The 23,365-nt window shown below is 70.5% G+C and carries 16 protein-coding genes; 8 read left to right on the top strand and 8 right to left on the bottom strand.

Annotation, left to right across the window (positions count from 1 at the left end):
- The first annotated feature begins 100 nt into the window (after positions 1-100).
- Positions 101-7,129 carry a DUF5979 domain-containing protein gene (locus ACLBXX_RS09035; RefSeq protein WP_447657759.1) on the top strand — a complete coding sequence of 2,343 codons (7,029 nt, stop codon included), beginning with the start codon at positions 101-103 and terminating at the stop codon, positions 7,127-7,129.
- Between the two features lie 58 nt (positions 7,130-7,187).
- Here ACLBXX_RS09035 and ACLBXX_RS09030 read toward each other — a convergent pair whose 3' ends face one another.
- Both ACLBXX_RS09030 and ACLBXX_RS09025 read right to left on the bottom strand, forming a co-directional pair.
- On the bottom strand, positions 7,188-7,922 hold the full coding sequence (locus ACLBXX_RS09030; protein ID WP_447657758.1) for a Pr6Pr family membrane protein: 735 nt from the start codon (positions 7,920-7,922) through the stop codon (positions 7,188-7,190).
- Positions 7,923-8,177: 255 nt separating this feature from the next.
- On the bottom strand, positions 8,178-8,933 hold the full coding sequence (locus tag ACLBXX_RS09025) for a Pr6Pr family membrane protein (RefSeq protein WP_447657757.1): 756 nt from the start codon (positions 8,931-8,933) through the stop codon (positions 8,178-8,180).
- Between the two features lie 136 nt (positions 8,934-9,069).
- On the opposite strand from ACLBXX_RS09025, the gene ACLBXX_RS09020 reads away from it, so the two are divergent.
- A complete protein-coding gene (locus ACLBXX_RS09020; protein ID WP_447657756.1) occupies positions 9,070-10,398 on the top strand; it encodes a M20/M25/M40 family metallo-hydrolase in 1,329 nt (442 codons plus the stop codon).
- 29 nt (positions 10,399-10,427) lie between these two features.
- Here ACLBXX_RS09020 and ACLBXX_RS09015 read toward each other — a convergent pair whose 3' ends face one another.
- The 5 genes from ACLBXX_RS09015 to ACLBXX_RS08995 form a co-directional block, all read right to left on the bottom strand.
- Positions 10,428-10,925: a hypothetical protein gene (locus ACLBXX_RS09015; RefSeq protein ID WP_447657755.1), complete on the bottom strand. Its 498-nt coding sequence runs from the start codon at positions 10,923-10,925 to the stop codon at positions 10,428-10,430.
- A gap of 17 nt (positions 10,926-10,942) precedes the next feature.
- Positions 10,943-12,214, bottom strand: coding sequence for a DUF222 domain-containing protein (locus ACLBXX_RS09010; RefSeq protein WP_447657754.1), 1,272 nt, complete (start codon positions 12,212-12,214; stop codon positions 10,943-10,945).
- 62 nt (positions 12,215-12,276) lie between these two features.
- On the bottom strand, positions 12,277-13,008 hold the full coding sequence (locus ACLBXX_RS09005) for a nitroreductase family deazaflavin-dependent oxidoreductase (RefSeq protein WP_447657753.1): 732 nt from the start codon (positions 13,006-13,008) through the stop codon (positions 12,277-12,279).
- Positions 13,009-13,046: 38 nt separating this feature from the next.
- Entirely contained in the window at positions 13,047-14,360 is a 1,314-nt protein-coding gene (locus ACLBXX_RS09000; protein WP_447657752.1) for an LLM class flavin-dependent oxidoreductase, read from the bottom strand.
- Positions 14,357-15,472, bottom strand: a complete 1,116-nt coding sequence (locus ACLBXX_RS08995) for an LLM class flavin-dependent oxidoreductase (RefSeq protein WP_447657751.1) — start codon at positions 15,470-15,472, stop codon at positions 14,357-14,359. The genes ACLBXX_RS09000 and ACLBXX_RS08995 overlap by 4 nt, the downstream gene beginning before the upstream one ends.
- Positions 15,473-15,669: 197 nt before the next feature.
- Between ACLBXX_RS08995 and ACLBXX_RS08990 the strand changes: the two genes are divergently transcribed.
- From ACLBXX_RS08990 to ACLBXX_RS08970, 5 genes are all read left to right on the top strand, one after another.
- The gene (locus ACLBXX_RS08990) at positions 15,670-16,746 is read left to right on the top strand and encodes an amino acid ABC transporter permease (RefSeq protein ID WP_447657750.1); all 1,077 of its coding nucleotides are present in this window, start codon (positions 15,670-15,672) and stop codon (positions 16,744-16,746) included.
- A 1-nt stretch (position 16,747) separates the two neighbouring features.
- The gene (locus tag ACLBXX_RS08985; RefSeq protein WP_387142661.1) at positions 16,748-17,539 is read left to right on the top strand and encodes an amino acid ABC transporter ATP-binding protein; all 792 of its coding nucleotides are present in this window, start codon (positions 16,748-16,750) and stop codon (positions 17,537-17,539) included.
- Between the two features lie 50 nt (positions 17,540-17,589).
- Positions 17,590-18,582, top strand: a complete 993-nt coding sequence (locus ACLBXX_RS08980; RefSeq protein ID WP_447657749.1) for an ABC transporter substrate-binding protein — start codon at positions 17,590-17,592, stop codon at positions 18,580-18,582.
- Between the two features lie 131 nt (positions 18,583-18,713).
- On the top strand, positions 18,714-20,384 hold the full coding sequence (locus ACLBXX_RS08975) for an LLM class flavin-dependent oxidoreductase (protein WP_447657748.1): 1,671 nt from the start codon (positions 18,714-18,716) through the stop codon (positions 20,382-20,384).
- Positions 20,385-20,558: 174 nt separating this feature from the next.
- A complete protein-coding gene (locus tag ACLBXX_RS08970) occupies positions 20,559-21,827 on the top strand; it encodes a D-alanyl-D-alanine carboxypeptidase family protein (RefSeq protein ID WP_447657747.1) in 1,269 nt (422 codons plus the stop codon).
- A gap of 19 nt (positions 21,828-21,846) precedes the next feature.
- Here the strand turns inward: ACLBXX_RS08970 and ACLBXX_RS08965 are convergent, their stop codons facing one another.
- On the bottom strand, positions 21,847-22,362 hold the full coding sequence (locus ACLBXX_RS08965; RefSeq protein WP_447657746.1) for a DUF1990 family protein: 516 nt from the start codon (positions 22,360-22,362) through the stop codon (positions 21,847-21,849).
- Between the two features lie 52 nt (positions 22,363-22,414).
- Here ACLBXX_RS08965 and ACLBXX_RS08960 point away from each other — a divergent pair, with 52 nt between their 5' ends.
- On the top strand, positions 22,415-23,314 hold the full coding sequence (locus ACLBXX_RS08960; protein ID WP_447657745.1) for an alpha/beta fold hydrolase: 900 nt from the start codon (positions 22,415-22,417) through the stop codon (positions 23,312-23,314).
- Positions 23,315-23,365: the final 51 nt, after the last annotated feature.

The raw sequence follows: 23,365 nt of genomic DNA, 5'->3' as shown, positions 1-23,365 counted from the left end.
TCGGTCGCTGAGTTTGGGTGTGTGACCAGGAGATCCACGCAGCTGACAGCGACCGGGGGGTCACGTGTTCTCGAAAGCCCGAGCCAGGATCGCCGCCACCGTGGCGACTCTCGCAATCGTCGCCACCACTCTGGTCGCGCCGGCCGCGGTCGCGGCCCCGATCCTTCCGGATCCGGCGCAGGGCGACATCACCGCGCTCGCGACGCTCGACAAGACCGCATCCGTCGCCGAGGTGGCCCCCGGCGAGACCTTCACCTACACGCTGACGGTCGGCTGCTCGGCGATCACCGACCTCGGCTGCCGCGGCGCCGTGCTCAACGACGTGGTCCCGGCGCCGTTCGTCGTGGTGGAGGCCGTTGTCGGCGGCGGCGCCAACACCGCGTCCGAGCCGGTCATCGACGGCAACTCCGTCACCGTGACGTGGACGACTCCGCTCGGCGACGGAACCGTGGGCATCCTCGACAACACGACCGGCATCGTCGAGATCACCGCCCAGCTCCCGGCGGACGCCTCGTACGACTTCAGCGGCACATCGGTGATCAACGAGGCCACGATCGAGGGCACCAACTTCGAGGATCAGGACGCCCAGGCGCCGGTCACTCCGGTGATCCCTCTCGAGCTCGCCACGACCGCGACGAAGACGTTCACTCCGACCGAAGCCATCGCGACGCCCGGTGCCGCCGTCTCGGCCGCTCTCGGCGGCACGAATACCTCGAACGCGACAGTCGATTCGCTCTCGATCCAGGATCCCGTCGACCCGGCCGCCTCGCCGAACCCGTTCGACTCGCTCGCGTTCGCGGGGTTCGGCACGGTGACGCCCCCGACGGGCGCCGACCCCGCGCTGACGACGTACGAGGTGTACGTCGGCGGCGCATGGGTCGAGGCGCCCGGCGGCACGCTTCCCGGCGGGGTCACCGCCGACGAGGTCAAGGGCACGCGTGTGACCTTCAACGGCGCGATCCCCGCGGGGGCCACGGGGTCGGTCGCGCTGAACCTGACGGTGACGGATGCTGCGGCCTCCGAGCCCGACGGCACCGCCGTGCCGAACGACGTGCTGTCGACGGTCGGGCTGGGCGATGAGACCGAGACGGGTGAGGCGGAGGCGGAGTTCACCTTGCGTCAGAACGAGGTCACCGTCGCGGCGAGCAAGGTCTTCGACCCTGACCTCGTGATCGCCGGCGAGTCGACCACCGTGACCATCGGCGGTCGCAACGCCTCGACCATCCCGATCGACACGCTGACGATCACGGAGCCTGCGACCGGCTCGTTCCCCGCCGCGTACACCTTCGGCGGCTTCACCGGACCGGTGGAGTGGCCGGCGGGGGCCACCTCGGGTGAAGTCGTCTATACGCTCGAGGGCGGATCGACTGTGACGGTGCCGTTCGCGAACAACACCGTGCCCGCGCTGCCGGACGGCGTGGATGCGGCAGACGTCACCTCGTTCCAGCTCGTCTTCACAGGCGAGATCATCCCCGGCGGCGAGACCGAGGTGCCGTTCGCAGTCGACACCGACCCCGACCTCACCGGGCTTCCCCTGACCGTTCCCAACGTCGTCGGGGTCGAGGGCGCGAACGACGGTGCCACGGGCACGGCGGATGCGACCGACGACCTGTACATCTACGACGAGGTCATCGAGCCCTACATCTCGAAGCAGGTCCGCCCGTCGCCGATCCTGGCGGTGCCGGGTGAGGTCGTCACCGTCACCCTGAACGGCGGCCTGACCGAGCGGCCCTCGCCTCCTGACAACCCCACGGGCACCACCGGACGCGCGCAGCAGGTCGTGATCCAGGACCCGGAGGACCCGGTCGAGGGAGACCCGTGGTGGAACGCGTTCGACCTCACGGCGATCACGCAGACCCCGGTGCCCGCCGACTCGACGCTGACGATCGAGTACTACGACACGACGACCGGCACGTGGGAGACCCTCGCCGGGCCTATCGACGGGCCCACGATCTACTCTCAGCAGGTGCCGTCCGACATCAGCGACGTCGCCGGCGGCGTGCGCTTCGTCTACGACTACACCGGCGACGCCGGGGGGTTCGCGCCGGGCACGGACTTCGCCCCCAACTTCACGTCGTCCCTGCGCGCGGACGGGCGCTACGAGCCGGGCCCGCCCTACAGCGACGACGAGAGCACCTTCGTCCCGAACTGCGCGCAGACCGACGCGTCGAGCGCGAACCCCAGTGTTCCCGACGGCCAGGCGGTGCTGCCCCTCGACGACTGCCCGGAGATCGAGCTCATCCCGACCGACCCCGGCAACGCGGATCTCATCGACAAGTCCTTCGGAACCTCGAGCTCGGGTGGCATCAAGTCGGTCATCGCGCGCTCCGGCGACACCATCCCGTCGACCCTGACGTGGTCGACCGGTGGCTACTCCAACCTCGAGCGCGTCGAGATCACGGACGTCGCGTCACCCGAGACGACCGCGATCACCGATTCGCTGTACAACGCGTTCGACCTGACGCGCGTCCAGCCGATCACCCCCGCGACCGATCCCCTGATCGTCTACGACGCGATCCAGGCGGTGCAGCTCTACAACGGCTCGGCCTGGGTGACCGCAGCGAACAACCCCTGCGATCCGCTCTGCATCGGCCAGTTCCCGGGCATGAACCTGACGACGGCGGAGCGCGCGTCGACGGTCGCGGTACGGCTGACCTTCATCGAGAGCCCCGACCGGGCGGCCGCATCCGCCGGTGACCCGACGGCGCCGCCGGTGGGGTCGGGCGTCGCGCGCTCGTTCTCGAACGACCGACCCGTGACCCTGGTGTGGCAGGTGCGCGACACGCGTCGCAGCGACGGCACGCCCGTTCTCGGCGATCAGCTCTACAACCTGACGACGAACGGCGTCGTTCGCAACACCGCCAACGCGACCGGGTTCCCGGCGGACGGCGGAGGCCCGCTGTCGGCGGACGACCAGGACGACGTCATCATCGTCGACGTCCCGCTCACCACGACGACCGACAAGAACTGGCAGGGCGGCCCCATCGCGGCGCCCACCGACCCGAGTATCCCCGCGAGCCAGTACCCGCTCAGCCGCATCACGGTCACGACGCGCAACACGACCCCCGCGAAGGTCGACATGCTGCAGATCACCGATCGGGCGCCGGGCACGCCTACGCCCCCGCAGACGAACCCGTTCGAAGCGTTCACCTTCAACAACTTCGCCCGCATCGATGTGCCCTCGGGGGCGACGGGGACCGTCGTGACGCTGTCGTGCTTCGTGGGCGATCCCGTCGAGCTCACCCGCGACGAGGCCCTCGCGCTCACCCCCGAGACCGTTCCGTGCGAGGTGTCGGCAGTGCAGGTCACCTACACCGGCCGGATCGCGTCGAACGCCGCCGGCGTCGTCGAGTACGATCTCCGGCTTCGGCCGTACTGGCGTGGCACGACCGATCGCGTCTCGCCGGCCAACTCTCCGATCACGAACACCGCCCAGGGCGTCGTCGCGGATGTCGATCCGTTCACGACGTGCCCGCCGCCCGAGGGCGCGCGCTGGGCGTGCGACGACGCGGCAGCCGCCATCGCGATCGAGGAGCCGACCTTCTCGGTGAGCGCGGGCAAGACGATCTCGCCCTCGCAGCAGAAGGAGGACGACTTCTCGCCCGTCACGGTGACGCTCACCGGGCAGCCGGGCGGATCGGCTCGCGCCCAGACGATCATCATGACCGACGACGACCCCACGTTCTGGAACGCGATGGACTTCGTCGGGCCCGACCCGCTGTGGCAGCTGCCACCCCCGGTCGCGAAGGTGCAGGTCTGCTACCTCGACGGAGGCGACTTCACGGATGCGAACGTGATCGCCGGTGACGTCGGCGGCGCATGGACGTGCATGCCGCGTCTGGGTGACCTCTCGATCGACGCGGCGAAGACCTTCCTCGAGAACGCGCCGAGCACGCTGCACGGTCTGAGCTTCCAGTTCTGGACGGATGCCGAACTCGGCTGGCTGAATCCGGTCAACCCCATCATCAATGTGCCCTTCCTCGTGGAGCGGCGGGTGGATCTCCGCACCGGGGAACCCACTCCGACGACGCGCAGCGACCAGGTCCCGGCGCCTGGCGAGCAGGACGCGGGCATCTTCGTCGACACGATCACCGTCGCCGGCCAGTCGGCCTTCATCGCACCGGGTGTGCGTCTGACCGACGAGCAGACGGCCGAGGCCGAGTACGTGAACCTGCACCTCGAGGCATCCGTCAATGTCGTGAAATCGCCCACGGGCGACGTGCGGCCGGGCGTCGAGATCCCCTTCACGCTCGCCTACACCAATACCGGCGAGCGGGCGCTGACCGATGTCGTGTTCACCGACGAGCTGCCGCTGACCGCCGGCGGTGAGCCGCAGCTGATCTTCAACCCGGACCGCGACCCGAGCGTGCCGCCGTGGTCGTTCGCGCTGTCCGGATCGGCACCGACCCCGCCGAACGGGGATCCGCTGCCGACGGACCCCGACGACGTCGACGTGCAGGATCTGGGTACGAGCATCGTCTTCACGATGCCGGAGGGGTCGGTGCTCGAGCCGGGTCAGACCTACACGATCACGCTGCGCATGATGCTGCGACCGGGGCTCACACCGAACGACTCGGTGACCAACACCGCGACGATCGATGTCGCCGAACCTCTCGACGAGTGCGTGCCGAGCTACGATCCGGCGACGGGACTGTGCGCCGACACCGCGACGGTGCGACCCCTCGCTGTGCCGGCCCTGAGCACGGTCAAGTACGTGAGCGCCGACAACCCGCCTGACCTTCCAGGCATCCCCGACGTGCGCAGCGACGACTCGAACTTCACGTGCGAGGGCGCGGCGGACGCCGACGGCTTCTATCGGTACCCGTGTGTGCCGCTGACGCTGCCGGGCGACACCGAGACGTGGCGGCTGAAGGTCACCAACGCCGGAACGCTGCCGATCTCGAAGCTCGTTTCGATCGACAACCTCCCGACACCGGGCGACCAGGGCCTCATCGTCACGATCCCGCGCGGCAGTCAGTGGCAGCCGACGTTCGCCGGGGGCACGGCGCTCATCGTCGACGACACCACGCCGACGAACTCCGTGATCGACCTCTTCTATTCGACGTCGTCGACACCGTGCACCGCCGACCTGAACCCCGTCGGCACTCCGTGCGCGCCGGGGGCGTGGCTGCATCTGGACAGCAGCGTCGACCCGGCCCTCGTCCGCAGTCTGAAGGTGACGGTGGACTTCCCCGGTGAGGAGAAGTTCGAGCCGGGCGACTCGCTCACGCTGCAGTTCAAGACCCGCACGACGCCGAACGCGGCCGTCACCGCCGACCAGCCGACTGCGTACAACACCATCTCCACGGGTGGCGCCGCGCTGAGCGGCTCGACGTCGGTGCTGGTGCCGGCGACCGAGGGCCGTCGGGTCGGGGTCTCGTATCCGACGGGTTCGATCGCGCTCGAGAAGATCGTGTCGGGCCCGGCCTCCGAGTTCGCCCCCGACTCGTTCCCGGTGCAGCTGACCTGCACCATCGACGGGGTTCCGATCGAAGGGCTGCCGGAGGTCGATCTCGTGCCCGGCGCGGATCCCGTCGTGATCGACGGCCTGCCCCTGGGCGCCGAGTGCACCGCGACCGAGGGTCAGTGGGGTCAGACCCAGACCGACATCGGAACGGCGACCGTCGCGCTCGACACCGAGGAGATCGGACTGGTGACGGTCGAGAACATCTACGACGTCGCCGACCTGCGCATCCGTAAGGCGGTGGACACGGATGCTGTGGACAACAACGGGGATCCGATCCCCTACGGTCCGTTCACGTTCGAGGTCTCGTGCGAGCTCAACGGCCAGCCGGCGTACGCCGACGGCTACGGACCGGACCAGCCGATGATCCAGGAGCTCACCCCGCCGGAGTCGTGGGCACTCGGTGGCCTCCCGGTGAACGCGACGTGCACGATCGAGGAGACCGGCGACCTGGATGCCGAGGGCACCACGATGCAGGTCACGGTCGACGGCGACTCCGAGGAGCCCGTCGAGGGCACGACGATCGATGTCACCATCCAGGAGGACACCGAGGTCGAGGTCCTCGCGACGAACTCGTTCGGCGCCGGCTCGTTCCGCATCGTGAAGGAGCGCGAGGGCGACGCCGCCGATCAGTTCGGCGCCGGGCCCTTCGAGTTCGCGGTGGTCTGCACGCTCGACACCGGCAGCGGCACGCCCCGCATCGTGTGGGCCGGGTTCCTCACACTCGACGAGGGCAACGGGTACCAGGCGCAGGTCGACGACGTCGCCGCGGAGGCGGTCTGCACGGTGCGCGAGACGGAGGACGGCGGCGCCACCCGTGTCGAGATCGTCGAGTCGCCCTTCACGGTCGAGTCGGGTGAGACGGAGACCGTGACCGCGACCAACTTCTTCGACGCGGGGTCGCTCACCGTGACGAAGGTGATCGACGGTGAGGGAGCCGAGCTGTGGGGCGCCGGGCCGTTCACCGTCGTGCTCGCGTGCGTCGACGAGGACGGCGAGCCGGTGGAGGTCCCGGACGCCGAGCAGGTGCTGAGCGCGGACAACGACTACACCCACACCTACGAGCCGCTGCTCATCGGGCTGCAGTGCACGATCACCGAGACCGACACCGGCGGCGCGCACGCGACGACGATCACCGATGCCGAGGGTGAGCCCGTCGAGACCATCGAGATCGTCGAGGGCGAGACGGACGTCACGGTGACCAACACGTTCGACGTCGGGCAGATTGAGGTCGTGAAGACGGTGTCGGGCGGCGACGCGTCGCTGCACCGGAACAGCACGTTCGACGTGACCGCATCGTGCACGTGGAACGGCTCCGCGATCGACGTGCCCGGCGGCGCCGTGCGCGCACTCACGATGGCCGCGCCCGTGGTCTACGAGGACCTCCCCGTCGGCGCCGAGTGCGCAGTGAGCGAGACCTCGAACGGCGGAGCCGATGCCGTCACGTACACGCCGGCGGATCCCGATGGTGCGAACCGCGCCGTCGTGACGGTCGGCGGTGAGGGCGCAGCATCCATCACCATCGACAACCGGTTCGACAGCCCGCTGCCGGCGACGGGTACGGACGGCGCGCGACTCGCGGGGCTCGGGGCGATCGGTGCACTGGCGATCCTCGCGGGTGTGTTCGCGATGGTGGTCGTGCGTCGCCGGAGCCGGAGCGTCTGACGACGATGGGCGGGTGCTTCATCGCACCCGCCCATCTCCGCCACCCCCGTGGCGCTGATCAGATCAGCAGCGTGTGGCGCGCGGCCGGGGCGCCGTGGCGTGTGGACCGCTTCTCGCGGTACCGGCCGATGAGGATGATGATCGAGCCGATCGCCAGGAAGCCGACCAGGATCACGCCGATGTAGGTGAACGCCGACGAGTAGCCGCCTGCGCCGTGCGGGTCCAGGAACGGGTACGGGTACCACCACGGTGTGGTGCCGTCGGGGTTCGCGACGCGCTCGCCGCGGACCATCGTGTACGTCGTCCATGCCAGCGGGTAGCCGACGAGCACCGCGAGCGACCACCAGGGCAGCGCCCGCCGGCGCGGGGCCAGCAGCAGGTCCAGCACGAAGTAGATCGGCAGGACCACGTGCAGAACCTCGGCCGCGTACTTGTCGAGCATCGCGATCCCGGCGGAGTCGCCGAGCGCGATGGCCGACGGCAGTCCGCGCAGCAGCGCGTTGTAGACCAGCCCGAGCAGCAGCACGGGTCCCGTGACCGCCGCGAGGGCCAGCGCGATGCCGAACGGCTCGCGCTCGGAGCCCGGGTGCCGCATCGCCCATGATGCGGCCACGAACAGTGTGACGATGCTGAGCAGCGTCGACACGATCGTGAACAGGCTGAAGTAGTTCGCCAGCACGTCGCCGAGGCCCTGCCCCTGACGCGCTGCGCGGTCTACGTTGACGATGAATCCAGCGATCACCCCGGAGATCCCGGTGAGTGCCGCGGCGATTCGAAACCATGCCCAGTGCATGTCCTACCCCTTTCGACATCACGCGTCGTGCGTGTCGCTTGCTGCCCCGAGCACAGATGTACTCCTGTCGATACGGGGGTGTATCAAACCTTTGTGTCGGCAACGTGTGGAAAACGCGCGCCCGATCCCCGGCGTTGTCAGGAACCTACAACGTGTCCACCGTTTGGTGGACAACCTCGACAAAAGCCCCGGAAATCCGGGCGTGTCCGCCTTTCGGGGGACACGATTCAGCCCCTGTGAACGGCTGGTCGGGCGTCAGTCTGACGCGACGGAGGAGGGGACGGATGCCGCCGCCCCGGCGTCATCCGACGCACCGACGAGTACGCCCCGGCGTCGTCCCCACCACACGACGAAGGCTCCGACGGCGACGATCGCGGCCGCGATCCCGATGACGTAGAAGACCACTGAGAGCCATCCGCCGGGGTTGTTCGGGTTGAGGAAGGGATACGGGTACCAGAACGGATCGCCGCTCACCGGGTTGGTGACGAGGGGCCCGCGGATCATCGTGTAGATCACCCAGACGATCGGGAACGCGACCACCGCCCAGAGGCTGCGCCAGGGGAGGGCTCGGCGGAGCGGTCCGAGGAAGACGTCGAGCAGCAGGAAGATCGGGCCGATCAGGTGCAGCACCTCGTTCGACCACGGGATCGGCGCACTGCCCTGGGGCAGCTCGATGTTGCGCAACAGGGTGTTGTAGACGATGCCGGTGATGATCATGTACGTGCTCACGCACGCCAGCGCCACCGCAAGACCGTGGGGCTCAGCATCCTGTCGGCGTCCCTTGAAGAGGTACCAGAGCGCGATCCAGGCCAGCACGACTGCGGCGGCGGCGTTCGAGAGGATCGTGAAGAAGCTGAAGAAGTTCGCGATCGTCGTCGTGACGTCGCGGCCGAGCTCGATCGCCGTGCCGATGGACTTCGTCAGCTGCGCCACGATCGCCGCGATCGTCACCCCCGCCATCGCGAGTCGCAGCAACGTCCAGGTTGTCGCCCATCCCCGCGTGCGCGTCATGGGCTCACCATATCGAGTGAGGTGTGTCGCGGTGCGTCAGGGTGTGACTCCGCGTGGCGCGGGTCGGCGCGCCGCGGGGTCGAGTCGGGTTAGCCTCGGCCGCGGCGGAGAGACCGCCGTGCCCGAAGCGAGGGGGATGCCCGTGCCGACGCTGCTGGAAGACGAGGCGCTGCAGTTCGTGCGCGACCTGATCCGCATCGACACCGTGAACACCGGTGTCGCCGCGACGATCGGCGACGGCGAGACCCGGGCGGCGCGATGGGTGCAGGGGCGTCTGGCCGACGTCGGCATCGCGTCGGAGCTCGTCGAGTCGCGCCCGGGTCGCGGATCCGTCGTCGCGCGCCTCGCCGGGAGCGATCCGGATGCCGGCGCCCTGCTCGTGCACGCGCATCTCGACGTCGTGCCGGTCCAGGAGAAGGACTGGACGCACCCGCCGTTCGGCGCCGACATCGAGGACGGCTACCTCTACGGCCGTGGCGCCGTGGACATGAAGAACTACGCGGGAACGATCCTCGCGGTGGCGCGGCACTTCGCCCGCGAGGGGATCGTGCCGCGGCGCGAACTGGTGTTCGCGTTCCTCGCCGACGAGGAGAGCGGCGGTGTGTGGGGTGCCGGCTGGCTCGTCGAGAACCGGCCCGACCTGTTCGCGGGCGTCACCGAGGCGCTCAGCGAGGTCGGCGGATTCTCGGTGCCGCTGGCCGACGAGCCGGGCGACGACCGTCGTGCGTACCTCGTGGCGACGAGCGAGAAGGGCGTCGCCTGGTCGACGCTGCGGGCGCGTGGACGTGCCGCTCATGGTTCGCGGCCCACCGCCGACAACAGCGTGGTGCGTCTCGCGCAGGCCGTGGCCGCCGTCGGTGAGCACCGCTTCCCTGTGGTGCGCACACCGGCGCTGCAGCGCTTCCTCGACGTGTTCGGGCAGGCGCGGGGCCTCGCGTTCACCGACGAGTCGCTCGCCGACGACCTCGAGAGCCTCGGATTCGTCTCGTCACTCGTCGGCGCGACGACGCGCAACACCGCCACCCCGACCGTGCTCGACGCCGGCGACAAGACGAACATCATCCCGGCGGAGGCCGCGGCGCGGCTCGACATCCGCATCCTCCCCGGCCAGGACGACGCGCTGCGCGAGGGTCTGCGCGAGCTCGTGGGCGACGACATCGACATCCGCGAAGGCCGATGGTGGTCGGCGACCGAGGCGCCGGTCGACGCCCCGATCATCGGCGTCCTCCAGGACGCGATCTCGGTCGACGACCCCGACGGGGTGGTCGTGCCGTACCTGCTGCCGGCCAGCACCGACAACAAGCACTTCGCGAAGCTCGGCATCCACGGCTACGGGTTCGTCCCGCTGCGCGTGCCCCGCGACTTCGATGTCTTCGCGCAGTTCCACGCCGCCGACGAGCGCGTGCCGGTGGACGCGCTGTACTTCTCGGCACGGGTGACAGAGCGGATCCTGCGCACGGCGTGAAGGACCGAGCCGACGCGTGCTGAGGCCCGTCAGCCGCCGAAGCGCTCGGCCTGCATCCTCGCGGCGGCCGCGGCGGGATCCTCGTCCCACGTCCGCGGGCGGGCGCCCTCGAGCGCGCGGCTGAGCGGGACCCAACCGACCCAGCGCAACGACTCCCAGCCGGGCGCCGGCGTCAGGGCCTCGAGGGCGCGGTACTTGTCGACGCGCACACGATCCCACGCGTGCACGACGCGGCCGTCACCGAGGCTCAGGCCGACGTGGCCCCAATCCCGGCGCTCGCCGAAGAGTTCGCCCACGCTCTCGTAGAACACCAACGCGTCGGCGGGCGGCGCCCCCGTGTTCGTCGACGCACCGTACAGGCGGGCGGACTCCGCTGCGTCGTCGCCCCCCAACATCTCGAGGTCGTTCGAGCGTTCGATCGCATCCTCGACGAACGCCAGGCAGCGCGTCGCGTACTCGTTCGAACCCTCGTGCCCGAGCGCCCAGGCCACCGCGTTCGCGCTGCAGGTCTCCACATCGAAACTCATCGACAGCAGGCTAACGGTCAGAACGGAGCGTCGCCGCGATCCATGGCCCGGAACACCGGCACGGTGCGCTCCGGCTCGACGAGGTACCGGCGGCCCGAGGGCGACGTCCACTGGATCGCACCGCCCGAACCGGCGACCTGCTCGATCGTCCAGTCGGTGTGATGTCGGACTGTGTGGTGACCTTCGCACAGCGGCCCCAGATTCGTCAGTTCTGTCCTTCCGCCGAGCGCCCAGTCGACGTTGTGGTCGATGTCGCACCGGGAGGCCGGCATCCCGCACCCGGGTCCCATGCATCGATCCGCCCGCCACTTGACGAGCTTCGCCAGCGCTGGCGGAGGTCGGTACTGATCGCGGCCGACCGAGAGCACCATTCCGGTCTCGGGGTGGGTGAGCACACGCGTCCACCCGGGTGCGCAGCCCGCGAGTTCGCGCGCCACGGGCAGCGGGATCGGCCCGATCCCCTCGACGACCGGCGGGTCGATGCCGGCGGCCGCGCGGGAGTCGTCGGACTCGTGGAGGAGAGCGAGCACCGGGACGGTGACGAAGACCGTCGCCCGCACACCGCGGGCCTGCTCGGGATGAGCCTCCACAGCGCCGTCGATGAGGAGGTCGAGCACGACATCTGCGCGAGCCTGGTCGAGGGTGCGGGTGTCGCCGTCGCCCGCCTTCATCACCTTGGCCATCGCGGTCGCCCGTGACTGCGCCGCGGTGATCGCGACCATGGGGGCGTAGAGATGCAGCCACCCCATCCCGTCGTCGTCGGGCTCGACGGCGATCCGCCGCTTGGTGACGGCGCGCTCGTATCGCTCGGTCAGCGTCGCCGAACGCACGGTGTCGATGAGCGCGCGCAGCTTGCGGCGGAACGTGCCCACCGGCTCCGCCTCGGCCAGCGCGAGGCCCGGCTCGAGCACCCGCGTGCGGAACTCCGGTTCGAGCTCGTTCACCGCGCCGATCAGGATCTCGGCGTGCCGCTCCGTGATGCGAGCCCGCTCCATCGACGCCAGCACCACCGGGTAGGAATGCACCAGCGCTTCCGCGAAGCCGAGCAGGTCACCGGCCGCGTGTTCGGTGATCCGCAGCGCCGCCGCGAGCTCCAGCCGCACGCCGCGTTCGACGACCTCGGTGAGAACCCGGCCGTTGCGGGTCGCCTCGCTCAGCGCATCGCGCCGCATCACGTCGATGCGCACCAGCCGCTGCGCGGCGAAAACGGTCATCATGTCGGCCGCTTCGACCACCAGATCGAGTTCATCGGGAAGCACCTGGTCAGGCAGCGCCGGGTCGATGAACATGCTTCGACCTTAGAACATACCTACGACATCCCCCGGGGTGCGAGCGACTCCTGAAGCCGACGTCAGGCAACCGACCCGGGCGGACGCCGGAGCACGATCGCCGCCGGCATCCGCTTCACGATGGAGCGGAACAGCGGCTTCGCGAGATCCGCCGCCTCCGCCGGGTCGACGATCTGCGGCGACGACACGGAGTGGGTCGCGCCCGACCACGTGAGCTCCGCCGATCCCGCCGCCACGACGTTGCGCGCCCAGTTCGTGTTCCGGCCCCACGGCAGGCCGATCATCACGAGCGCCGGGTCCACCGTGGGCACCATCGCGACGGGCGTCGCGTACGCCCTGCCGCTCTTGCGCCCACGATGGTGCAGCACCGCCCACAGCGGGAACCAGCGGCGACCGGCGAGGGCGTTCGCGAGGGGTTCCGTGGCCTTCACGAGCGCGCGAGGTGGTCCGGAACCGCCTGTCGACCGCCGCACCGAGAAGCCGCGAAGGCCGCGGCCTCCGGCGAGCACGTCGCCGAAGTGGTACGAGATCGTGAGAGCCATCGCGACCCCGCCGACAGCCGCGCCGACGGCCTCGCCGCGCGAACGGATGCCTCGTCGCAGCAGCAGCAGCCCCGCGAGCACGTTGGCCGCACTCCATGCGACGTTCACCCGCGGCGGCGACAGACCGACACCCGGAGGATCGGCGAACGGGCTGGGAAACGGCCGTCCCTGCACACCGCTCACCCCGTGCGGCACGGCGTTGACGAGCAACGCGGCGCCGACGGCGCTTCTGACGACCGACCGGACCGACACACGCCCACCCTACGGCGATCGGCCTGCCGCAACACGGTCTACGCCGCGAGCTCCGCCCGCTCGCCGACCTCCGGCAGCCCGAGGTTCTCACGCAGCGTCGTGCCCACGTAGTCGGTCGGGTAGATCCCGCGCTCCTGCAGTTCGGGGATGAGCCCGTCGACGATGTCGTCGAGCCCCTCGGGCACGAGATACGGCGAGACGTTGAAACCGTCGACGGCGCCTGCATCCACGTACTGCTGCACCCGGTCCGCGATCGTCGAGTATCCGCCCACGAAGGTGCGCAGCGACGACCGCTTGATGACGAACTCGCGGATCGAGAGGCCCTCGGCGGCCGCGCTCTCGCGCCACTCGCGCGCCGTCTGGACCGCGCGGCGGCCCTGGAACAGCGACCCGCGCTGCCCGTCCACCTCGTCGACGACCGGGTCGATGTCGGGCAGCGGCCCATCGGCGTCGAACTCCGAGAGGTCGCGGCCCCAGACCGGCTCGAGGAAGCGGATCGCGGTCTGCGGCGACACCTGCGCGCGCGTCACCCAATCGGCCTTCTCGCGGGCCTCGGCGTCAGTCGCGGCCAGGATGAACTGCGCGCCGGGGAAGAACTTGAGGTCGTCCTCGCTCCGCCCGTGACGCGGAAGCCGGCGCCGCACGTCGGCGGCGAACGCCACGGCGTCCTCCAGGCCCGGATGCCCCGAGAAGATCACGTCCGCGCTCGCCGCGGCGAACTCGCGGCCCTCGTCGGAGTCGCCGGCCTGGAAGAGCACCGGCCGACCCTGCGCGCTCGGCGGCAGCGGCGCGGGGCCTTCGAACGACACCAGCTGATCGCCCACCCTGACGGGCGTCCCGACGCCGTCGGCCCCGGCATCCCACAGTCGCTGCGCCGCGGCCACGAACTGCGCCGCCCGGCGGTATCGGTCGGCGTGCTCGAGGTAGCCGCCCCGACGGAAGTTCGCGCCGGTCCAGGCGTTGTCGGTCGTGACGATGTTCCAGCCGGCGCGACCGTCGCTCAACAGGTCGAGCGAGTTCAGGCGCTTCGCGAGGTCATAGGGGTCGTTGTACGTGGTGTTCTGCGTCGCCACGAGGCCGATGCGCTCGGTGACGGCGGCCAGCGCCGCGAGCTGCGTCTGCGCGTCCGGCCGGCCGGCGATGTCGAGGTCGTGGACGCGGCCGAAGTGCTCACGCAGCCGGAGGCCCTCGCCGAGGAAGAACGCCGAGAAAAGCCCGCGTTCGGCGGTCTGCGCGATGCGGCGGAACGACTCGAAGTCGTACTGCGAGCCGCTGCGCTCGCTCGACCAGATGGTTCCGAAGTTGACCCCCTGGAAGAAGACTCCGAACTGGATGCGACGGGACGTGGTCATGCGAACTCCTTCACAGCGGCATAGCGATTGACGGGCCTGTCGAGTCCGAGCGCGTCGCGCAAGGTCTCCCCGGCGCGCGGCGAGCGGAACCCGATCCGCTCCCGCAACGCCGGAAGCACCGCGCGACCCACCTCCTCGAGGTCGAGATCGAGTTCCGCGACTCGCAGGCGGACGCCGTCGATGGTCCCCACGCCCCCTCCAGCCGCCGCTGGCGCGGCGCCCGGAGCCTCCGGGCGCGTGGGCCCAGCTGCGAGCTCCGCGACCAGCGCGACCAGACCGTCCGCTCCACCCGCGTAGCGCAGCAGCCCGGCCTCCGGCCACGGCCCCAGTGCCGACAGCCGTCGGGCCGCGGACACGCCCCGGGCATCGAGCACGACTTCGACCTCGGCCCAGACGAGCGCCGCGCCCGCCGCACGCGCGCGGGCGGCAGCATCCGCGATCTCCGCCGGATCGGCACCCGAGACCAGCGCGACATCCGCACCCGTCGTGCCCGCCGGCGCGACCACGACCAGCTGCCCTTGCGGCGGGCGCGGCGTGATGAGCGGGCCCTTCACCGAGAAGCGCTCGCCCTCGAAGTCGACGTAGTGGAGGCGGTCGGCGTCGAGGTAGCGGCCGGTCGAGACGTCCTGGATGACGGCGTCGTCCTCCCACGAGTCCCAGAGCCGACGCGCGACCTCGATGACGTCGTCGCGCTCGCGGCGGAGTTCGTCGCCCGACAGCGCCTCGCGGCCGTACGCGGCGGCTTCGCGGGCGGTGCCGGAGGCCGCGGCGATCCAGCCCGCGCGACCGTGGGACGCCCAGTCCAGGCTCGCGAGCTGCGTCGCCACGTGGAACGGCTCGCTGTACGTCGTGTGCGCGACGGGCACGAGACCGATCGCCGACGTGAGGGGAGCGATGAACGCGGCGCGCTGCACCGCGTCGAGGCGGGCGAGGTCGCCGACCGGCAGCGGAGCGTCGTCGAAGGTGACGGCGGTGAAGCCGAGGCGCTCGGCGCTCGCGGCGCGGGAGGCCAGGCGACGCGCCGAGAGGGCGCCGGGCGATGCGGCGCCGGCAGCGGGGTGGGCGCCGTCGGCGTCCAGCTCGAGGGCGACGGCGAACGGGGTGTCGGACATGCGAGCCACGGTAGGTCTCCGCGTCGATGCCGACCCCGCGTGCGTCGCCCGATTCCGGAGTGTGACGCCGCGTTGCACACCGTCACGATCCGTGTCGGCCAGGGGCTGCCACGGCTCGGCAGGACGGCGAGGTCCGCCCTACCTTCGGCCTACCGGCGCATCCCGCAGACCCCGCGCCGCCGACCGAGGAGCCCCTCATGACCGACACCCTCCCGCGCCAGGCAGGCGCCGCAGAAGCCGCGCCGCCGACGCCCGCGGCGTCGCGCGTCGACCTCGGCGACCTCCGCGTGGTCCACACCCGCCACTGGTTCCGCTGGTCGATCGGCATCGTCGTGCTGTTCGTCGTCGCGCAGTTCGCGTGGTCGCTCGTCACGAACGAGAACTACGAGTGGGACGTCTTCGCGCACTACTTCCTGTCGGAGCCGGTACTGCAGGGCGTGGGCCTGACGCTGCTGCTGACGGTGGTGTCGGCATCCATCGGCTTCTTCCTCGGCACACTGCTCGCGCTCGCCCGTCTCGCGAAGTCCCCCCTCCTGAACTCGGCGGCGTGGCTGTTCATCTGGTTCTTCCGCTCGGTGCCGCTCGTGGTGCAGATCATCGTCTGGTACAACCTCGGCTACCTGTATCCGACCCTCGGCCTCGGCACCCCGTTCACGACCGACTTCTGGATCGTCGAGTTCCCGACGGTCCAGCTGATCAGCGCCTTCGCCGCCGCGATCCTGGGCCTCAGCCTCAACCAGGCGGCGTACTCGGCCGAGATCATCCGCGGCGGCCTGCTGTCGGTCGACCAGGGCCAGCTCGAGGCGGCCGCGGCACTCGGCATCCCTCCCCGCCGCCGGCTGACCCGCATCATCCTTCCGCAGGCGATGCGCTCGATCGTCCCCAACGCCACCAACGAGGTCATCGGGCTCGTGAAGGGCGCGTCGGTCGTGTTCGTGATCGCGCTGCCCGAGGTGTTCTACGCCGTGCAGGTCATCTACAACCGCAACAGCCGGGTGATCCCGCTGCTGCTCGTCGCGGTGGTCTGGTACACGATCATCACCACGATCCTGAGCATCGCGCAGTACTACATCGAGCGGCACTACGCCCGCGGCACCGTGCGCGTGCTGCCCCCCACGCCCGTCCAGCGGGCGCGCCACTGGATCGCCGTGCAGTGGGCCCGTCTCGGCGATAGCGACTCTTCGCCTCCTCCTTTGGCGGGAGCGGATGCTGCGCCCCTGCCCACTGCGGCACAGCACAGCAACGGTGACGACGCGAAGTTCGGAGGGCGCTGACATGAGCACCACCATCACCGAAACCCCGACCAAGGGCCTCGTCGAGATCCACAACGTCCACAAGAGCTATGGCGGCGTCGAGGTGCTGCGCGGCATCGACCTCACCGTCGAGCCCGGGGAGGTCGTCGCGATCCTCGGGCCGAGCGGTTCCGGCAAGTCGACGCTCCTGCGCACCATCAACCACCTCGAGAGCGTCGACCGCGGATCGGTCACGGTCGACGGCCAGCTGATCGGCTACGAGCTGCGCGGCGGCAGGCTCTACGAACTGCGCGAACGCGAGGTGCTCGAGCGCCGCACGCAGATCGGCATCGTCTTCCAGAACTTCAACCTCTTCCCGCACCTGACCGCGCTCGAGAACGTCACCGAGGCGCCGATCGCCCTCGGCCGGCTCTCGAAGGACGATGCCCGCGAGCTCGCGCTCGGCCTGCTCGATCGCGTCGGGCTCGCCGACAAGGCCGAGCACTACCCCCGGCAGCTGTCGGGCGGCCAGCAGCAGCGCGTGGCGATCGCGCGCGCCCTCGCCCTCAAGCCCAAGGTCATCCTGTTCGACGAGCCGACGAGCGCGCTCGACCCGGAACTCGTCGGCGAGGTGCTCGACGTCATCCGCGACCTCGCGCAGCTCGGCACGACCCTCGTCATCGTCACGCACGAGGTCGGGTTCGCCCGTGAGGTCGCAGACCGGGTCGTGTTCCTCGACGGCGGCCGTGTCATCGAGCAGGGCCCGCCCGCCGAGGTCCTCGTGCGCCCGCAGCACCCCCGCGTCCAGGACTTCCTCGCGAAGGTCCTGGCCTGACCCATCCGAGTTCTCCACAGAGTCCTCACCCGAGAAAAGGAAGCAATCACATGGCACTGAGCAAGAAGCAGGGCATCGCGATCGGCGTCGGCGTCGTCGCGGTGGCCGCGATCGTCGGCGGCGTCGTCTGGGGCGTCAACCAGAACCAGCCCGCCGAGGCGGCCGCACCCGCGGCGACCGAGGAGTCGGCGAACGTCGCGACCGACGACATCCAGTGGGTGCGTCTCGACGAGCCCGTCGCGGAGGCCGTCGAGGCGCTCGAGGCGAGCGGCTTCCAGCCGGTCGAGCCGGGCAAGCTCACCGTCGCGCACTCCGCGTACGTCCCGCCGCTCGGCTACATCCCCGAGGGCGAGACCGAGGCCGCCGGCACCGAGCCGAACATCGGCGCGCTGATCGCCGACGCGCTCGGCCTCGAGTACAACCCGGTCGTGGTCGCATGGGCGGACTGGCCCCTCGGCATCCAGTCGGGCAAGTACGACCTCATCACGTCGAACGTCACCGTGACCGAGGAGCGCAAGGAGCTCTACGACTTCGCAAGCTACCGCGAGGACCTGCTCGGCTTCTACGTGAAGAGCGACAGCGACATCGAGAAGATCGAGGAGGCCGCCGACATCTCGGGCCTCACCATCGCGGTCGGTTCGGGCACGAACCAGGAGCAGGTGCTGCTCGCGTGGAACGAGGAGCTCGAGGCCGCGGGCGAGGAGCCGGCCGAGCTGCAGTACTTCGACGACAACGCCGCGACCGTGCTGGCGCTGCAGTCGGGCCGCATCGACGCGACGTTCGGACCGAACGCGACGTCGGCGTGGGCCGCCCGCGAGACCGGTGACACCAAGCTCGTCGGCCTCGTGCCCGGGGGTTGGCCGCTGACCGCGAACATCGCCGCCGCGACCGCCAAGGGCAACGGACTCATCGAGCCGGTGGCCATCGCCCTCAACTACCTCATCGAGAACGGCCAGTACGACGAGGTCCTGAAGATCTGGGACCTCGAGTCGGAGCGCGTCGACGAGAGCGTCGTCAACCCGGCCGGACTCCCGAAGTCCTGACCCCTCGCGAGCGCAGAATCGGAGGTCTCGGACGACACGCGGGGGGTGGATGCTGCCACCCGGCGTGTCGCCGAGAACCTCCGATTCTGTGCCCTCGTTCTCCACACCCGCACCACGTCTTGGGAGCACCCATGTCCCGCGTCCCGCTGTCCGTCCTCGACCTGTCGCCGTTCGGCTCGGGGCAGACCCCCGCCGACGGCCTCCGTGCCAGCATCGGGCTCGCGCGCGCGGCCGAGCGCCTCGGCTACCGGCGCTACTGGGTGGCCGAGCACCATTTCAACCCCGGGATCGCCGGCGCCGCACCGCACGTGCTTCTGGCATCCGTCGCGGCGGTGACGCACAGCATCCGTATCGGCACCGCCGCCACGATCATCGGCAACTACTCGCCGGCGCAGGTCGCCGAGGCCGCAGGCGTCGTGGCGCAGCTGCACCCCGGCCGCTTCGACCTCGGCATCGGGCGCTCGGGTTCGCGCAGCGCAGCCGCATTGCCCGCCGCGCCGGAGGACCGCGTCGTCGACGGCCTGCTGCTCCCGGCCGCGCGCCCGTTCGCCGGGTTCGATGCGGAGCGCTTCGTCGTGCAGGCGCGGCTGCTCGGCCGCACCGACGCCGACGCCGACCGGTTCGCCGACGACGTCGCCGACATCCTGTCGTTCCTCGACGGCTCGTTCTCCCCGCCCGAGGATGTGCCGATCCACGTCACACCCGCCGAGGGCGCCGACATCGCCGTGTGGATCCACGGCTCCACCGCCGGCCCGAGCGCCCGACTCGCGGGGGAGCTCGGTCTGCCGTTCGGCGCGAACTACCACGTCGCACCGGGCTTTGTGCTGGAGGCGATCGCCGAGTACCGCGCCGCGTTCCGCCCCGGCCGCATCGCCGAGCCGTATGTCATCGTGTCGGTCGACGCCGTCGTCGCGGAGACGGATGCCGCGGCCCGCCGTCTCGCCGCGGGTTACGGTCGATGGGTGCACAGCATCCGCGCCGGCCAGGGCGCCGTCCCCTTTCCCTCGCCCGACGAGGCCGCTGCCGACCCGCTGACGGCCGAGGAGCTCGCAGTCGTCCGCGACCGCCTCGACACGCAGTTCGTCGGATCGGCGGAGACCGTGGTCGAGCGCCTCGAGACGCTGCAGCGCGTGACCGGCGCGGACGAGCTCCTCGTCACGACGGTCACGCACGACCCTGTGGGCCGGGTGCGCTCGTACGAACTGCTGGCCGAGGCGTGGGACTCGGGCGCCGAGCCTGGCGTAGACGCCGGGGACGCAGCATCCGTTTCATCCGAATGGACGATTCGGCTCGTCCGAGATGAAGAGTATGAGCGCGCCGGCCAAGTGACCGCCGACGCCTACCTGTCGAGCTACGACACGCTCTCGGACGAGTACGTCGCCTCGCTGCGCGACGTCGCGAGCCGCGTGCGCGGCGGAGACGTGTGGGTCGCGGTCGAGGCCGGCGGCGAGATCCTCGGCACCGTCTGGGTCGCGCAGCCTGACCGTCCGCTCGCCGAGATGGCGCAGCCCGGCGAGACGGACTTCCGGCAGCTCGCGGTGGCTCCTGCCGCCCGCGGGCGGGGCATAGGGGAGGCGCTCACGCGTCACGTGATCGCCCTCGCACGCGAGCGCGGCTCGCACCGGGTCGTGATGAACAGCGGTCCCGAGATGACCGGCGCGCACGCGCTGTACGCGAAGCTCGGCTTCGAGCGGCTGTCGGAGCGCGAAGGGCTGAAGGAGGTGCAGCCCGGCCGCTGGATCGAGCTGTACACGTTCGGGTACGAGCTCGCTCCCCAGCCCTCGGCGGCACCACCGGTGTGAGGGCGCACGTTCCCTGTTCACACATCAGTGAGACGGGGAGTCTCAAATGATGCATGATGGGGCTCAGCATCTCGAGGGGAGCCTTCCATTTCCACGCCGCAGCAGCCCACCGACGAGTTCTACGACCTCACCGAGCTGCTGAGCGACGAGCAGGAGCCGCTCGGCCGGCGGTGGGTGGATCCCCAGGCACGCCGCCGCCGGCGGCGCATCGGCTGGATCGTCACGGCGATCGTGCTCGTGGTGCTGCTCGCCGTTCCCAGCGGCTATGTGTGGTGGGCGCTGACGGCGCCGGTGAGTGCGCCGCACGTCGAGTCGCAGAAGCCGCCCGTGACCGTGCCGGCGGCTGCCGCGGTCGCCCTTCCCTCCACCGGCTCCTCGGCGATCGCCGTCGCGGGTGGCGACGAGTACCTCGGGGCCGAGGCGAGCGGCATCTGGGCGACGAGCGGGTCGAGCGAGCCGCAGTCGATCGCGAGCATCACCAAGGTCATCACGGCGCTCGTGATCCTCGATCGTCATCCCCTGGCGGATGCCGCGGATCCCGGGCCGACGATCACCTTCAGCAAGGCCGACCACGACCTCTACGACCAGTACTACGTGCGCGGCGCGACCATCGCGGCGATGCCGACGGGCAGCTCGATGTCGCTGCACGATGCGCTCGCGACGATGCTCATCCCGTCGGCGAGCAACTACGCGGAGGCCGTCTCGACGTGGGCATTCGGCTCGCAGGGCGCCTTCCGGGGGGCCGCCCAGCGCTGGCTCGCCGCGAACGGTCTCACCGGCACGACGATCGTCGAGCCGACCGGCCTCGACGCGCGCAACACCAGCACCCCGGCCGACCTCATCGCGCTCGGCAAGCTCGCCGCCGCGAATCCCGTGATCTCGAGCATCACCGCGACGCGCTCGCTGGCGCTGCCGGGTCCCGGCGCGATGCAGAACACCAACGACCTCCTCGGCAGCAACGGGATCACGGGCCTGAAGACGGGCAACCTGGGCGAGGGCACGTACAACCTGCTGTTCACCGCATCCGTCCCTGTCGGAACGGCGCAGCCGCTCAGCGTGACCGGCGTGGTTCTCGGCGGCTTCACGCGCGCGAACGTCGATCACGACGTGATGACGCTGATCGACAGCATCCGTGCCGGCTTCCATGAGGTGCCGCTCGCCAAGCGCGATCAGCCCGTCGGCACGATCACGACGAGATGGGGCGGGTCGGCGCAGATCGTCGTCTCGGACTACGCGACGATCTTCACGTGGTCCGACACCCCGATCACCGTCGAGATGACGACGACCACGCCGAAGACCTACGCCGACGGCGAAGAGGTCGGGAGCATCACGTGGACCGCGGGCCCGAACACGGTGACGGTGCCGATCGAGATCGAGGGCACCATCGTTCCGCCGACGGACTCGTGGCGACTCACGCACCCGGGGGAGCTCGGCGGGGAGTAGCGCGCTTTCGTCCCCGGCGTCAGCGCTGCGCGCGGAGGCGCAGCGCGCGGAGATACCGACGACGGGCGACGGCCTGCGCGACGAGGAGCACCGGGTACAGGGCGCGCCAGCGCCCGCGACCGGGCCGCGTGAGAGAGCGGATGGTCAGTATCGCCGAGCCGCCGTGCCGGTGCACGATGAAGGCCGCTTCTCCGGTGACCGGGTGACCCGGGAGCGTGCGGTAGGCGAAGCCGACGCGGTCTTCGTCGTCGACGACGGCGACGACCTCGACGGGCTCGCGCACCGACAGGCCGAACGGGTGCGCTGTGATCACCGGCCGGTCGCCGGGTCGGACCGCGGCCGCCGCCGCCGGCGAGACGGTGAAGCCGCTCCGTGTCTTGACGCCCCATCGCAGCACTTCGGTGCTCGCCCAGTTCCAGAGGTCGGGTCCGTCTCCGAGGCGGGTGGACCTCTCCCATCGCCGGAAGCCCGCGGGATGCTCGCGCCAGTCGGCGTTCGCGGGCTGCGTCAGGGAGACCCACGCGCCGTCGACCACGCTTCGATACTGCCACCCTGTTCGGCCGGCCCGCCGGTTGGGATAGTGGACTATGGCCACCGCGCCGATGCCCACGCGGGAGGACTACCTCGCGTGCATGGCAGAGACTCCGCGCACCGTCGCCACGGCGGCGGGACCCGTCGAGTACGCCGAACGGGGGACCGGTGAGCCGATCCTCGCAGTGCACGGCACACTCGGCGGCTGGGATCAGGGGCTCGTCGCTGCGGAGTTCCTGCGCCGGAGCGGGTTCCGGGTCATCGCACCCAGCAGGCCCGGGTATCTCGGAACGCCGCTGTCGACGGGACGCAGCTTCCCCGAGCAGGGCGACGCCTTGGCGGCGCTGCTGGACGCACTCGGGATCGACCGCATCATCGTGTTCGCCGCGTCGGGCGGCGGGCCGGCGAGTTATGAGCTCGCCGCACGGCACCCCGATCGGGTGAGCAGGCTTGTGGAGGTCGATGCGATCTGCATCCCGGGCCGACCTCCTCGTCTGGCATCGAACCTTCTCGCCTGGGACTGGGCCGCCAAGATGCGGCTGTGGTTCCTGCGGCATGCGCCGAAGCAGACGCTCGGCACGCTCATGGGCGGCGCCGGCACCGAGAGCCGTGCCGTCGTGTCGGCGCGGGCGAAGGAGCTCGCCGCGATTCCCGGACGGACCGACACGGTGGAGGCGACGCTCCGGGCATCGCTCGGTGCGAAGCGGCGTCGCGCGGGGATGAAGAATGACTACACGGAGCTCGTGCCGGCGGCGCTCGAGGGGATCACGTGTCCGACGCTGATCGTGCACGCGCGGTCGGACCGGATGGCACCCCCCGCCAACGCCGAGTACGCCCACGCGCGCATCGCCGGCTCGGAGCTCTACTGGATGGACGGGTCGCACGTCGCGATCGCCCTCGAGGCCGCCGACACCGCGCCGGCGTACGTGGTGGGCTGGCTGCGCGCCGGGCGTTGAGTGGGGCTCTGTCGCAGGGCACGCGGCCGGACTAGGGTCGGGGCCGTGAAG

This window comes from Microbacterium sp. C23T (genome assembly GCF_053345975.1).
This window is presented reverse-complemented; position numbering and strand designations above follow the sequence as displayed.